We start from the raw sequence: 12,550 nt of genomic DNA, 5'->3' as shown, positions 1-12,550 counted from the left end.
AGCATTACCGGGAGGCAGGCATGCTCCGGTACGATTTTGCGAATTAACGGCCGATGATCCGCTGCGCCATGGCGTCCGCGACCCGGTCGGGCGAGATTCCGGTCGCGTCGGCTTCCTGCCAGATCGCTTCGAGCCGCCGCGGAATCTCGTCGATCTTGGCATGGACTTCGGAGACATCGCAGGGAGTGCCCGAACGGCGCGCCAGGTATTCCAGCGTCACCGCGATGATCCCGCCGCCGTTGATGACGTAGTCGGGCGCGTAGAGGATGCCGCGCTCGGCCAGCTTCGCGCCGTGCTCGGTCCGTGCAAGCTGGTTGTTCGCACCGCCCGCGACGATCGGTGCGTTGATCCGGGCAACGCCCTCGTCGTCGAGGATCGCGCCCAGCGCGTTGGGGCTGAAAACGTCGCATGCGACGTCCATCACCGTGGTCGGCGCAACGCTCGTGCCGCCCAGTTCCGCTGCCATCGCAGACGCGCGCGCTTCGTCGATGTCGGCAAGCGTCAGCCGCGCGCCCTCGGCCGCCAGAATCCGCGCCACGCCCCCGCCGACGCTGCCGGTACCCTGGATCGCGACGTGCACGCCTTCCATCGAGTCCCGGCCGAGCTTGTGCGCAACCGCCGCCTTGATGCCCATCGCAATGCCGCGCGCGGTGAACGGTCCGGGATCGCCGCCCGCCATGCCGGCATCCTGCGAGGGCAGGCCCGAGACGTGCGGCGTGCGTTTCGCAATGGCGACCATGTCGGCCTCGGTCATGCCGACGTCCTCGGCGGTAATGTAGCGACCGCCCATCGCGTCGATCGCATCGCCGAAGGCGGCGAGCATTTCGGGCGTCTTTTCGCGGTCCGGACCGGCGAGGATCACCGCCTTGCCACCGCCGACCGGCAGCCCCGCCATCGCGTTCTTGTAGCTCATGCCGCGCGAGAGGCGCAGCGCATCGCGCATGGCGAGGTGCGGTTCGGCATAATGCCAGAAGCGCGTTCCGCCCGCGCCGGGGCCGAGATGGCTGGAATGGATCGCGATGATCGCGGTCAGCCCGCTGGCGCGATCGTGCACCAGTTGTACGAGTTCATGCTCATCGAAATCGGGCTCTGCCCAGAATGCCGCCACGCTTCGCTCCGTCCAGACTAAGGTGCGCGCATTCAGGGAAAAATGGGGCGACCGATGGGGTTCGAACCCACGACCTCCGGTACCACAAACCGGCGCTCTAACCGACTGAGCTACGATCGCCACACACGCCAGCGCGCTGGGAACGCGCGCTGTTAGGGAACGGCGCGCCTGCCTGCAAGCGGCGATTGGCGCGGCGCAGCCGTCTCGCACAGGCGGGCGGGATTGCAAAGCAAAATCTTGCGAGGCGATCTTCGTGCGCAATTTTATTTCGCGAGTGTTCTGCTAATCCCGACCCATGATTCCAGCCGGCGAATCACCGACGGCCCGTATCGTGGGCATACCGGGGGTGCAGCGGGTGCCCTCGCCGCTGCTCGAACTGTTCGTGCTGCGTGACTTCCTGCCGGCGGGGCTTTGCGCCGAACTCGTCGCGCTCATCGAGGCGAAGCGCCGCCCGTCAGAACTCGCCAACAGCGACGGCGACCCGACATTCCGGACGAGCGAGACTTGCGACCTCGATCCCGGCGAACCCGCTGTCGAGGAGCTCGAGCAACGGTTGCGTGAGGCCAGCGGCATCGACCGCGCGCTCGGCGAGCCGATTCAGGGCCAGCGCTACCTCGTCGGACAGGAATTCCAGAACCATGTCGACTGGTTCGGTCGCAACGGGCCCGACTGGGAGAAATTCTGCGGCGTAGCGGGCCAGCGGACATGGACCTTCATGGTCTACCTCAACGATGTCGAGGCCGGTGGCGGAACGCGATTCCGGTCGCTCAGGAAAACCTTCCATCCCGAGACCGGCAAGCTGCTTGCCTGGAACAACCTCCACCCGGACGGATCGGGCAATCGCGACACCTTTCATCAGGGCATGAAGGTGCGCGCAGGCTCGAAATACGTCATCACGCGCTGGTACCGGGAAAAGCCGTGGGGCTGAACGCCGAGAACGATATTGCGCGGTGCGACAGCGGCGCTATGGCGCCCGGCATGCAGCACGCCGGCGAAACCTCTGCAGAACGCCTGATGTCCGTACCCGGCATGCAGCGGGTCCCCTCGCCCCGGCTCGAATTGTACGTCCTGCGCGATTTCCTGGACGAAGCCGAATGCGACGCTCTCGTCGCGCTGATCGAGGCCGAACGCCGTCCCTCCACGATCGCAGACCCGAACGGGGACGACTATTTCAGGACGAGCGAGACCTGCGACCTGGAGCACAACGAACCCGCCGTCGCCACGCTGCTCCAAAAGCTGGACGAAATTTCCGGCATCGATCCGGCCCACGGCGAACGCGTGCAGGGGCAGCGCTACGACGTGGGCCAGGAGTTCAAGGCGCATACCGACTATTTCGAGCCGAACGGGCCGGATTACGAAAGGTACTGCTCGGTAGCGGGACAGCGCACGTGGACGTTCATGATCTACCTGAACGATGTCGCGGCAGGCGGCGCGACCCGTTTCAAGGTAATCGACAAGACCGTACGGCCCGAGCGCGGCAAGCTGCTCGCGTGGAACAACCGGCGTCCCGACGGATCGGGAAACCCCGCCACGCTGCACCACGCGATGAAGGTGCGCAAGGGCCTCAAGTACGTGATTACCCGCTGGTACCGCGAACGGCCCTGGGGCTAAAGCGGCCTACTTCGGCGCGGCAAGGACAGCGCAGGCAAGCCGGTTGCCGGCATCGCCCGAGGGCTGGCTCATGTAGTCGTCCGCACCGGCGTGGATCACGAGTGCAGATCCGTCCGCGTCCATCAGCGAACTGAAGCCGCTTTCCAGAGTGATCCGATCGTTGACGACATGCGCGCGCAGTGTTCCGTCCGATCCGACGAACTGGTTGGGCATGTCGCCCGCGTGCGGACCGCCCGCCTCCTTGAAGCCGTGCCCGGCGCCGCGCGGCGCATAGTGCCCGCCGGCGGTCGAGAAGCCCTGCCCGGCATCGCAGCGACCGGTCTCGTGGATGTGGAAGCCGTGTTCGCCCTCCGGCATGCCCGAAGCGGTCGCGCTGATCAGCACGCCGTTGGGCGTCTGCACCAGGGTGACCATACCCACATTTCGCCCGTTCGCGTCGAGGATATCGGCACTGACGGACTTCTCCATCGTCTCGTGATGGTCGGCTAGCGCGGGTTGGGCGGCAAGCGCCGTACCGAGCGCGAGTGTCGTGGCGGCCATGAAAGCGCGGGTCATAATTTTCTCCGGTTGGTTTCCCCATCAATGCGGCAGGGCAACGCGAGGTTCCCCGTCGTTGCGGCAAATCAAGGAGGGCGATGGCCAGTTGCTGTATGACGCAATGCAGCAAGGCAGCTGGAAGGCCGACAGCCATGACGGACTACACGACCCTCGAAACCCGCGCGGGCCTCGTGCTCAACATCCGCCGCGCCGCGGAAAGCGACGAGCCTGCGCTTGCCGCATTCTTCGAGCGCGTGAGCGAGGATGACAGGCGCTTCCGCTTCCTCTCTGCCGCCGATCACATCGGGCACGACCAGATCGATCCGCTGGTCCACACCGACCATTTCCGCAGCGAGAGCTTCGTCGCCTTCGAACATCGGACCGGCGATCTCGTCGCATCGGGACTTCTCGCCTGCGACAATGCGCTCGATACCTGCGAAGTCGCGATATCGGTGCGCGGCGACTATCGCGGCAAGGGCATCGGCTGGGCGATGCTCGACCTGCTGGCCGGCGAAGCGCGCCGCCGGGGCGTGCGCCGCGTCATCGCCATCGAGGATCGCGACAACCGCGCCGCGATCGAACTGGAGCGCGAAAGCGGCTTCTCACCCGAACCCTTGGACGGCGATCCCGCGCTGGTCGTCCTGTCGAAAACGCTTCGCTGATCGCAGGTCGCCCGAAAAGCTTACCGCGCGGGTAAGGTTGTCGCGAAGTCCGGGGTTAACGCCGAATGCCGACAGTCGCGAAACCGCAGCATCTGCAACAACGGGGGCTTCTGGCCAATGACGGCATCACTTGCGCGACTCCAGTCCACAATCGAGGACGACGAGGCAGATCGCCGCCGCGAAGCCCGCTATCGCACGCGCGAGGAAGCGCGGATTTCTTCGGTGCGCGGCGACCGTGCACCCGCCCTCATCGCCGACGTGTCGCTGCACGGATGCTGCATCCAGTGCGATGCGGACTGGCTGCGCGAGGGGCGCTTCGTGTCGATAGAGCTTGGCCGCGACTCGTCGCTTCAGGCGATCGTTCGCTGGGTCCGCGACGGAGCCGCCGGGATGGAATTTCTCCACGCCGTTCCCGCCAATTGCCAGGAATGGCGGGACCTCATGGATTCGTCTTTCGACAGCTGAAACGAAAAGGGCGGCGCCGCGAGGCACCGCCCTTCCCTACATTCGGTTCGGGCCCGATCAGCCCTTTTTGAGCGAGAGACCGCCGAAACGCTTGTTGAACTGCGCCACGCGTCCGCCTTCGCTGACGCGCTGGGTGCCGCCGGTCCACGCCGGGTGCGTCGTCGGATCGACGTCGAGCACGAGCGTATCGCCCTCGCTGCCCCAGGTGGAGCGCGTCTCGAACGTGGTGCCGTCGGTCATCTGCACCTTGATCATGTGGTAATCGGGGTGGGTATCGGCCTTCATGATGTCTAACTCTCGCTATGGCCGGTTCCGACCGGCCTGCTTGGGAAAGCGGCGCCCATAGCCGCGAAACCGCGCGCGATCAACCCTTGGGCGGATCGGCGACCATCGCGGTGAACTCGGTCTCGCAGGTAACGCGGCCCTCGATCGAGGCTTCGCCGCGGAACTTGCAGATCTTCGCGCGCTTCTGGACGAAGTCGACCTTGAGGTCGAGCAGCACGCCCGGTTCGACGGGACTGCGGAACTTGGCGTTCTCGATCGCCATAAAATAGACGAGCTTGCCCGATCCTGCGAGGCCCAGCGTCTCGATAGCGAGCACCCCTGCCGCCTGCGCCAGCGCCTCGATCTGGAGGACGCCGGGCATGATCGGACGACCGGGGAAATGGCCCTGGAAGAACGATTCGTTGAAGCTGACCGCCTTTACCGCGTGGATGCTCTGGTCGGGCACGAGCGAGACCACGCGGTCGACGAGCAGCATCGGATAGCGATGCGGAAGCGCCTCGAGTATCTTCGTGATGTCGAGGCTTTTCGCCCCGGCGTCTTCGCTCATGCCCCGTTCTCCCATCTGCTCCGGATCAGCGGCCCTGCGGCTGCTGCGCGGTCGTCGCGGGGGCCTGCCCCTGTGCCTGCGCCTGCGCAGCGCGCGCCTCGCGAACTTCGCGCGGTTCCCAGCCCTGCGGCGGAACGATCTGCACCGACGGGACCAGCGTGTTCAGCTCGTCAAGGATAGCCTGATTGAGATTGTAGGCCTGGTTGTTGGCGGCAAGCACTGCGCTGGGCGTCAGGACGAGCGAGATGTTGCGTTTGGCCATGGCGTTTTTCACCGCCTGGTCGAGCTGGTCGTTGAGCTGCTCGGCCACATAGGCTTCGGAAAGAGCGACCGGCTGCAGGATCTGCTGAAGTTCCTGCTGGCCCTGCTCCTGAATGCGCTGGATGTTCTGCGCCTGCTGGGCAAGCGACTGCTGGTTCGGGTTCGTCGCCTGGCGGTCCTGGTTGAACTTGGTCGCGAGCGGCTGAAGCTGGGTCTGGAGCTGCTGGCGCTTGGCATTGGCGGCGTCGATCTGCGGCTTGTAGGTCGTCTGCCGCTGCTGCTGCGCGGTGCGGTAGGCGTTGGAGCTGGCAACGACGGCGTCGAGGTTGGCGACGGCGATGCCCTGCACGATGGTGCCGGTCGACTGGCCAAGCGCCGGCTGCGACATCGCGCCCAGCATGAGGCCCGCGAAAAGGGCGGTCTTGGTGAAGTGCTTCATCAGAATTGCGTTCCCACGTTGAATGTGAATGTCTTGGTGTCATCCCCCTCGCGTTTGAGGAGGACCTTTGCGAAGTCGATCCGGAACGGACCGAAGGGCGAATTCCAGTTCACGCCGATGCCGACCGAAACGCGCGGCTTCCACGTGTCTCCGAGGAAGAACTCGCGGAACGGGCCGATCGAGGAGCCGATGGGCGTGTTTGCCGGATCGGTGAGGCACGACGGCGGCGTCGGGTTGTTGGGGTTTGTGGTGGTCGACGTCTTGGTCGCGACGCACTCGTCGTTGACCGCGTCGATCTGGGTGTAGAGCTGGTTGCCGTCGCTGTCGCGCGTCGGGATGAACACGCCGTCCGGATAGTCCTGCAGGATCGGATTTGCGATGCCGAACACCGCGCCGGCATCGACGAAGACCGACGGCCGCAGCCCCAGTTCGCGCGCGCCCGATCCCAGCGGGATCTCGAGCTCTGCGCGTGCCATGTAGTAGTACTTGCCGCCCAGCGCGTCGTCGGTCCACTGGTCGCGGTCTTCCGAGATGGTCAGCGGCGTATCGGGATCCCCGTCGGCATCGACATAAGGCTTGCGCACCACGCGCGGGCCGACGCCGCGAATGTCGAAGCCGCGGATCTGCGGCTCGCCGAGGAAGAAGCGGTCGGTAAGGCGAACGTCGTCCACGCCCGGGGCGGTGTTGCCGTTGTCGAGCGACTTGATCGCGCCGCCCTCCGCCGAAATCGAGAAGATGAAGTTGTTGAAGATCGGCCAGTACTGGGCCGCGTTGGCGCGGAAACGCGCGAACTTGACCGAGCCGCCCAGTCCCGCGAAGTCCCCGGTGATCGATGCGCGCATGCCGCGCGTCGGACGAATACGGTTATCGGTCGTGTCGTAGATGAGCGACATGCCGAGAATCGAACTCGTCCGCTTGCCGATCGCCTCGCACAGGTAACGTCCGGCGAGCAGAGGGTCGCACTGCTCGGTGCCCGGCGTTATGCGGTCGGTGAAGAACGTACCACGGTCGAGGCTGATGTCGTCGTAGTTGAGCGTGTAGCGCGCAACCGCCGTCAGGTATTCGGTCAGCGGCAGGCCGGCACGGACCTGGAAGCCGGTGGTCGACTGCTCGTAGGTCGTGTTGCGGTTCCGGCGGAAGTAGTTGAAGCTGTTGAGGTCGCGCCGGTAGACGTCGATGCCCGCGGAGACGTTGCGGTCGAAGACGTAGGGCTCCGTGAAGCTGGCCTCGATCGACTTCGAATAGCGCGAGTAGCTTCCCGAAAGCCCGACCGTCTGGCCGCGCCCGCGGAAGTTGCGCTGCTGGATCGATGCCTGGATGATGAAGCGCTCGATGCTGGAAAAGCCCGCCGAAAGCTGGAGCTGGCCCGTCGGGCGCTCCTCGACGTTGGCCTCAAGCACGATGCGGTCGGGCGCGCTGCCCGGCTTCTGCTCGATCTCGAACTTCTCCTGGAAGTAGCCGAGCGACTTGATGCGGTTCGACGAGCGCTTGACCGCGAGCGAGTTGAACGCGTCGCCCTCGGCCAGGCGGAACTCGCGGCGGAGGACCTTGTCCTGCGTCAGAGTGTTGCCGTTGACGTCGATCCGCTCGACATAGACGCGCGGTGCCTCGCCGATGACGAAGGTGATGCCCATCGTCAGGTCGTCCTTGCTGCGGTCGTAGCGCGGACGCACGTCGGCAAAGGCGTAGCCGAAAGTGCCGGCGGTCTCGTTCAGCCGCTCGATCGTGTCCTCGACGAGCTTGGCGTTGTACCAGTCGCCCTGCTTCATCGGCAGCTGCGATTCGAGCGCTTCGCTGTCGAAGTCGCGAAGCTGACTGTCGACCTCGATATCGCCGAACTTGTAGCGCTCGCCTTCCTCGACCACGTAAGTGATGATGAAGTCACGCTTGTCGGGCGTCAGCTCGGCGACGGCGGAGACGACACGGAAATCGGCATAGCCCTCGGTCAGGTAGAACTGGCGAAGCTTCTGCTGGTCGAACGCCAGGCGGTCCGGATCGTAGCTGGTGCTGGAACTGAACAGGCGGAAGAAGCGCGACTGCTTGGTCACCATCTCGCCGCGCAGTTCGCCGTCGGAGAACTCCTCGTTCCCGATGATGTTTATCTGGCGCACCTTCGACTTGTCGCCCTCGGTGATCTCGAACACGATGTCGACGCGGTTCTGGTCGAGCATGACCATCTTGGGCTCGACGGTCGCGGCGTAACGACCCTGCCGCTTGTAGAGTTCGATGATGCGCGCAACGTCGGCACGGACTTTCGAGCGCGTGAAGATCTGGCGCGGGGCGACCTTGATCTCGGGAAGGATCTTGTCGTCCTTGATGCGCTTGTTGCCTTCGAGGATGATCCGGTTGACCACCGGGTTTTCCTGCACCTGGATGACGACGCGACCGTCGTCGTTGCGGATCTGGACGTCGGAGAACAATTCGGTGGCGTAAAGGTCCTTCAGCGCCTGGTCGGCGGCGGCCTGGGTGTATTCCATGCCGGCGCGCAGACGGATGTAGGACAGGATCGTCGTCGGTTCGAGCCGCTGGCTGCCCACGACGGCGAGCGAGCGGATAGTGTCGTTCGCGGGCGGCGGCGGCGGCGGAACCGCATCGCTTGCCTGCGCCTGAGCGGTCGCTGGCGTTGCGGGAGCGGCCTCGCCAGCGTCCTGCGCCCAGGCAGACGCCGGAACGCCCGCAAGCACGGTCGTGCCCATCAGCACCGCCGCCAGCTGCGAACTGCGCCGCACCTGCGTGCCGCGAACCTTGCTAGAACCCATTATCCCCACGCCAATTCCTATCCGTCCCGCAAGGCAAAGCCTGCGCACCGTCCGGCGCGCGCTTCGCCTGCAAACAATCGCCGCCCTCTGCCCGATGGAGCACCTCCAATCAAGCAGTCAGTCAGGCAGACCGTCCTATGGGCAAGTCTTCTCCACGGCTAACCGCCGAAGACCGGCAGTGTCGCCAAATCGTTGATCGTCACGATCAGCATCAGGGCAAGCACGAGGGCCAGACCCGTTCTGAACGCCCATTCCTGACTGCGAAGGCCCAGGGGCTTCCGGCGCACCGCTTCGGCTGCGTAGAAAGCCAGGTGCCCACCGTCGAGGGCCGGGATTGGCAGCAGGTTGATGAATGCCAAGTTAATTGAGATCAGCGCCGCAAAACTAACGAATTGCGACCAGCCAAGGCTGAGCTGCTCGCCCGAGTATTTCGCGATCTTGACCGGCCCGCCAAGCTCTTCGATCGAGCGTTCGCCGGTGAAGATCTGCGCGATGCCGGTCGCCATCAGCTTCATGACGCCGATGCTCTGCTCGACGCCGAGCGATACCGCCTCGACCGGCCCGACGTCGATCACCTCGATCTCGCCCGCACCGATGCCGATGCGCCCGATGCGGGATTCGTTACCGAAGCGATCGGTATCGATCACCTCGCCGATGCGCACCGGCACGACCATGGTCTCGCCGTCGCGCGCGATCGTCACGGAGACCGTGCGGTTCGGATACGGCAGGACGTGCCGGGGAATGTCGGTGAAGCTCTCGATCGCATTGCCGTCGACGCTGGTGATGCGGTCGCCGATCTCCAGCCCGGCTTCCTGCGCGGGCGAGCTTTCGGAGAACTCGGCGATTTCGGGCGAGGCGACGACCTTGCCGTAAGCGAGGTTGAATGCCGCGAAGATCGCGACGGCGCACAGGAGGTTGGTCAGCGGTCCGGCCAGCACGATCAGGCTGCGCTGCCACAGCGGCTTGGTGTGGAAAGTCTGCGCCCGTTCCTCCTCGGAAAGCCCGTCGTCGGCAGCGGCAGGCTGGCTGGCAGCGTTCATGTCGCCGGCGAACTGGACGTATCCGCCGAGCGGCAGCGCGGACAGCTTCCAGCGGGTACCGCGCCTGTCGGTCCAGCCGGCAAGTTCCTTGCCGAAGCCGATGGAGAACGCATCGGCCTTCACGCCGAACCAGCGACCGACGAGGTAGTGACCCAGTTCGTGGACGAGCACCAGCGGCCCCAGGACGAGGAAGAAGGCGATGATCGTCAGCAGAAGCGAAGGAGATTCGGTCAACTCAGGCGGACTCCGTCAACAGCCGGGCACGGGAGCGCGCCTCGCCATCGACCGCCAGCACCTCTTCGAGCGAGGCGGGCGGCGGCGGGGCGAAGCGGGCCAGGATTTCCTCGACATGTGCCGCGATGCGCGTGAACCTGATCTGACCGGCAAGGAACGCGGCCACTGCCACCTCGTTCGCGGCGTTGAGCACGGCGGGCATCGCGCCGCCCGCCTGCGCCGCCTCGCGCGCCAGCCGGGTGGCCGGAAAGCGCTCTTCGTCGGGTGCGCGGAAGGTCAGCTCTCCGATCGCAGCAAGGTCGAGCGGCTCGCACGCGGTGTCCATCCGTCCCGGCCAGGCCAGCGTGGACGCGATCGGCACGCGCATGTCGGAAGGTCCGAGCTGCGCCAGGGTCGAACCGTCGCGATACTCGACCATCGAATGCACCACAGACTGCGGGTGCACGATGATGCGGAGCCGCTCGAGGCCCACGGGAAACAGGTGAAAGGCCTCGATCAGTTCGAGGCCCTTGTTGAACATCGTGGCGGAATCGACGCTGATCTTCGCGCCCATGCTCCAGTTGGGGTGCTTCACCGCCTCCGCAGGTGTCGCAGCGGCCAGCCGCTCGGCACTCCAGTCGCGGAACGGCCCGCCGCTGGCGGTGAGCGTGATCCAGCGCACGTCGTCGATGTGGCCGCCCGCGAGGCACTGGAAGATGGCGTTATGCTCGGAATCGACGGGCAACAGCGTCGCCGCGTGACGCGTAACGGCTGCGGTCATGACTTCGCCCGCCGACACGAGCGCTTCCTTGTTGGCGAGCGCGACCGTCCCGCCCTGCTCTATCGCGGCCATCGTGGGCGCAAGTCCGGCACAGCCGACGATGGCTGCAACCGTCAGGTCCGCGCCGCGCGCCGCCGCCTCGACGAGTGCCGCGGGACCTCCGGCCGCCTCGACGCCGCTGCCGGTAAGCGCCTCGCGCAGGTCCGGAAGGCAGCGTTCGTCGCCGACAACGGCGATCTCGGCCGAGAATTCGCGCGCCAGCATCGCCAGTTCGGCGGCCTGGCAATTCGCGGTCAGCGCCACGATGCGCCACTTCCCGGGCTCGCGCCGCACGAGGTCGAGCGTCGAGGTGCCGACCGAACCGGTCGCGCCGAGGATCGAGATGGAACGCGGGTGCATCGCCGTCAGACTACATGGGAAACGGTGAATATGACACCAAGGACGAAAAGGACCGCCAGAAGTCCGTCCACCCGGTCGAAAAGGCCGCCGTGGCCCGGAATGAGCTTGCCCGAATCCTTGACGCCCGCGCGGCGTTTCATCCAGCTTTCGAAGAAGTCGCCCGCCTGCGCCACGATGGCGGTCAGGACCCCGGCGAGGATCAGCAGCGGAACCGACAGCCCGATGCCTTCCCTGCCCGCTCCGATGGCGAGCAGGACCACGGTTGCGCCGAGCATCCCGCCGCCCAGCCCGGCCCAGGTCTTCGACGGACTGATCAGCGGGGCGATCTTCGGACCGCCGATGGTTCGCCCGGCGAAATAGGCTCCGACGTCGGTTCCGATCACTGCTCCGACCGCCATGAGGATGGCGAAAAGGCCGTCCGGTCCGTCGCGCAGCAATACCAGCATGACCGCCGCGATCGCGCAGTATACCATGCCGGAGACACGCCATGCGAGGCGCGGCAGGCCCTTGTCGGTGAACAGGAACGTCAGCACCGTCCATTCGAAGAACACGCCTATCGCCACGGCCGCGACGAACAGCGTCCAGACGGCTCCGCCCACCCACAGCGCCAGTCCCGAAACCGCGAGCATCACCACGGCGGAGGCAGCGCGCTTGGGAAGGTCCGACGTGCGGACCGAAAGCGGCACCCGCATGTAGCGCCGCATGCGGTCGCGCTTGCGCTCTTTCGGGACTTCAGCGTCCACCATAGCGACGCTCCCGCGCGGCGAAGGCGTCGAGCGCCTCCTTCAGGTGATCGGCGGTGAAGTCTGGCCAGAGCACGTCGACGAAGTAGAGCTCGGCATAAGCTGCCTGCCACAACAGGAAGTTCGACAGGCGAACCTCGCCCGAGGTGCGGATAAGCAGGTCGAGCGGCGGCATTTCGGCGGTGTCGAGCGCGGCCTCTATGGCTTCGGGCGTGATCGCGCCGATTGCCGCGGCCTTCGCCGCCGCGCGAGCGATCTCGTCCTGCGAGCCGTAGTTGAGCGCGACGGCGAGCATCACGCCGGTATTGTCCGCCGTACGCGCCAGGGCATGTTCGATCAGTTCGACAACATCGGGTGCGAACGCCTTGTAATCGCCGATTATTTTCAGCCGGACATTGTTCTCGACGAACTCCTCCAGGTCACTCATGATGAATTTCTTCATCAGCGACATGAGGTCGGAGATTTCCTCGTCCGGGCGGCGCCAGTTCTCGGTGGAGAAGGCGTAGATGGTCAACGCCTCGAGCCCGAAGTCGGCAGCGCCGCGCACCATCCGGCGAACCGCCTCGACGCCGCGCTGGTGGCCCACCGCGCGAGGCAGACGGCGCTTCTTCGCCCAGCGCCCGTTGCCGTCCATGATGATCGCGACGTGGCGCGCGCCTGCGGGTTCGCCTTCGCCTGCCATCACGTTTCCCGGCACCCG

14 protein-coding genes and 1 tRNA gene are annotated in these 12,550 nt (G+C 65.7%); 4 read left to right on the top strand and 11 right to left on the bottom strand.

The genetic code is table 11. The features are described 5' to 3' along the window. Nucleotides 1–43 precede the first annotated feature (43 nt). Nucleotides 44–1,108, bottom strand: coding sequence for a Glu/Leu/Phe/Val family dehydrogenase (locus FHS75_RS15965; protein ID WP_179408674.1), 1,065 nt, complete (start codon nt 1,106–1,108; stop codon nt 44–46). A gap of 43 nt (nt 1,109–1,151) precedes the next feature. After that, nucleotides 1,152–1,228, bottom strand: a tRNA-His gene (locus tag FHS75_RS15960). Nucleotides 1,229–1,403: 175 nt separating this feature from the next. Between FHS75_RS15960 and FHS75_RS15955 the strand changes: the two genes are divergently transcribed. Next, nucleotides 1,404–2,036: a prolyl hydroxylase family protein gene (locus FHS75_RS15955; protein WP_179408673.1), complete on the top strand. Its 633-nt coding sequence runs from the start codon at nt 1,404–1,406 to the stop codon at nt 2,034–2,036. A gap of 50 nt (nt 2,037–2,086) precedes the next feature. Beyond that, the gene (locus FHS75_RS15950; RefSeq protein ID WP_179408672.1) at nt 2,087–2,719 is read left to right on the top strand and encodes a prolyl hydroxylase family protein; all 633 of its coding nucleotides are present in this window, start codon (nt 2,087–2,089) and stop codon (nt 2,717–2,719) included. A gap of 6 nt (nt 2,720–2,725) precedes the next feature. Here the strand turns inward: FHS75_RS15950 and FHS75_RS15945 are convergent, their stop codons facing one another. Continuing rightward, nucleotides 2,726–3,274, bottom strand: a complete 549-nt coding sequence (locus FHS75_RS15945) for a superoxide dismutase family protein (RefSeq protein WP_229735695.1) — start codon at nt 3,272–3,274, stop codon at nt 2,726–2,728. 134 nt (nt 3,275–3,408) lie between these two features. Here FHS75_RS15945 and FHS75_RS15940 point away from each other — a divergent pair, with 134 nt between their 5' ends. Continuing rightward, nucleotides 3,409–3,918: a GNAT family N-acetyltransferase gene (locus FHS75_RS15940; protein ID WP_179408671.1), complete on the top strand. Its 510-nt coding sequence runs from the start codon at nt 3,409–3,411 to the stop codon at nt 3,916–3,918. Between the two features lie 117 nt (nt 3,919–4,035). Then, the gene (locus FHS75_RS15935; protein WP_179408670.1) at nt 4,036–4,383 is read left to right on the top strand and encodes a PilZ domain-containing protein; all 348 of its coding nucleotides are present in this window, start codon (nt 4,036–4,038) and stop codon (nt 4,381–4,383) included. 57 nt (nt 4,384–4,440) lie between these two features. Here FHS75_RS15935 and rpmE read toward each other — a convergent pair whose 3' ends face one another. The 8 genes from rpmE to uppS all read right to left on the bottom strand — a co-directional run bounded on the left by rpmE (nt 4,441) and on the right by uppS (nt 12,532). Beyond that, the gene (gene rpmE / locus FHS75_RS15930) at nt 4,441–4,668 is read right to left on the bottom strand and encodes a 50S ribosomal protein L31 (RefSeq protein WP_179408669.1); all 228 of its coding nucleotides are present in this window, start codon (nt 4,666–4,668) and stop codon (nt 4,441–4,443) included. A 79-nt stretch (nt 4,669–4,747) separates the two neighbouring features. Next, complete coding sequence (gene fabZ / locus FHS75_RS15925) at nt 4,748–5,215, bottom strand: 3-hydroxyacyl-ACP dehydratase FabZ (RefSeq protein WP_179408668.1); 468 nt, start codon at nt 5,213–5,215, stop codon at nt 4,748–4,750. 25 nt (nt 5,216–5,240) lie between these two features. Beyond that, entirely contained in the window at nt 5,241–5,915 is a 675-nt protein-coding gene (locus tag FHS75_RS15920; RefSeq protein WP_179408667.1) for an OmpH family outer membrane protein, read from the bottom strand. Then, nucleotides 5,915–8,674, bottom strand: coding sequence for an outer membrane protein assembly factor BamA (gene bamA / locus FHS75_RS15915; RefSeq protein ID WP_179408666.1), 2,760 nt, complete (start codon nt 8,672–8,674; stop codon nt 5,915–5,917). The genes FHS75_RS15920 and bamA overlap by 1 nt, the downstream gene beginning before the upstream one ends. A 158-nt stretch (nt 8,675–8,832) precedes the next feature. Then, the gene (gene rseP / locus FHS75_RS15910; RefSeq protein WP_229735696.1) at nt 8,833–9,948 is read right to left on the bottom strand and encodes an RIP metalloprotease RseP; all 1,116 of its coding nucleotides are present in this window, start codon (nt 9,946–9,948) and stop codon (nt 8,833–8,835) included. A gap of 1 nt (nt 9,949) precedes the next feature. Then, a complete protein-coding gene (locus tag FHS75_RS15905; RefSeq protein ID WP_179408665.1) occupies nt 9,950–11,107 on the bottom strand; it encodes a 1-deoxy-D-xylulose-5-phosphate reductoisomerase in 1,158 nt (385 codons plus the stop codon). A gap of 5 nt (nt 11,108–11,112) precedes the next feature. Further along, nucleotides 11,113–11,799, bottom strand: coding sequence for a phosphatidate cytidylyltransferase (locus tag FHS75_RS15900; RefSeq protein WP_179408702.1), 687 nt, complete (start codon nt 11,797–11,799; stop codon nt 11,113–11,115). A gap of 40 nt (nt 11,800–11,839) precedes the next feature. Next, nucleotides 11,840–12,532 carry a polyprenyl diphosphate synthase gene (gene uppS, locus FHS75_RS15895; protein WP_179408664.1) on the bottom strand — a complete coding sequence of 231 codons (693 nt, stop codon included), beginning with the start codon at nt 12,530–12,532 and terminating at the stop codon, nt 11,840–11,842. Nucleotides 12,533–12,550 lie beyond the last annotated feature (18 nt).

The organism is Novosphingobium marinum (assembly GCF_013408095.1).
Classification (GTDB): Bacteria; Pseudomonadota; Alphaproteobacteria; order Sphingomonadales; family Sphingomonadaceae; genus Novosphingobium; species Novosphingobium marinum.
The sequence above is the reverse complement of the archived record's forward strand: the minus strand, read 5'-3'. Positions and strand labels throughout refer to the sequence as shown.

What these genes read in the sequence shown, in the direction of transcription:
- FHS75_RS15955 (WP_179408673.1), top strand. Translation starts at nt 1,404, where the DNA reads ATGATTCCAGCCGGCGAATCACCGACGGCCCGTATCGTGGGCATACCG.
- FHS75_RS15950 (WP_179408672.1), top strand. Translation starts at nt 2,087, where the DNA reads ATGCAGCACGCCGGCGAAACCTCTGCAGAACGCCTGATGTCCGTACCC.
- FHS75_RS15945 (WP_229735695.1), bottom strand. Translation starts at nt 3,274, where the DNA reads ATGACCCGCGCTTTCATGGCCGCCACGACACTCGCGCTCGGTACGGCG.
- FHS75_RS15940 (WP_179408671.1), top strand. Translation starts at nt 3,409, where the DNA reads ATGACGGACTACACGACCCTCGAAACCCGCGCGGGCCTCGTGCTCAAC.
- FHS75_RS15935 (WP_179408670.1), top strand. Translation starts at nt 4,036, where the DNA reads ATGACGGCATCACTTGCGCGACTCCAGTCCACAATCGAGGACGACGAG.
- rpmE (WP_179408669.1), bottom strand. Translation starts at nt 4,668, where the DNA reads ATGAAGGCCGATACCCACCCCGATTACCACATGATCAAGGTGCAGATG.
- fabZ (WP_179408668.1), bottom strand. Translation starts at nt 5,215, where the DNA reads ATGAGCGAAGACGCCGGGGCGAAAAGCCTCGACATCACGAAGATACTC.
- FHS75_RS15920 (WP_179408667.1), bottom strand. Translation starts at nt 5,915, where the DNA reads ATGAAGCACTTCACCAAGACCGCCCTTTTCGCGGGCCTCATGCTGGGC.
- bamA (WP_179408666.1), bottom strand. Translation starts at nt 8,674, where the DNA reads ATGGGTTCTAGCAAGGTTCGCGGCACGCAGGTGCGGCGCAGTTCGCAG.
- FHS75_RS15905 (WP_179408665.1), bottom strand. Translation starts at nt 11,107, where the DNA reads ATGCACCCGCGTTCCATCTCGATCCTCGGCGCGACCGGTTCGGTCGGC.
- FHS75_RS15900 (WP_179408702.1), bottom strand. Translation starts at nt 11,799, where the DNA reads ATGCGGGTGCCGCTTTCGGTCCGCACGTCGGACCTTCCCAAGCGCGCT.
- uppS (WP_179408664.1), bottom strand. Translation starts at nt 12,532, where the DNA reads ATGGCAGGCGAAGGCGAACCCGCAGGCGCGCGCCACGTCGCGATCATC.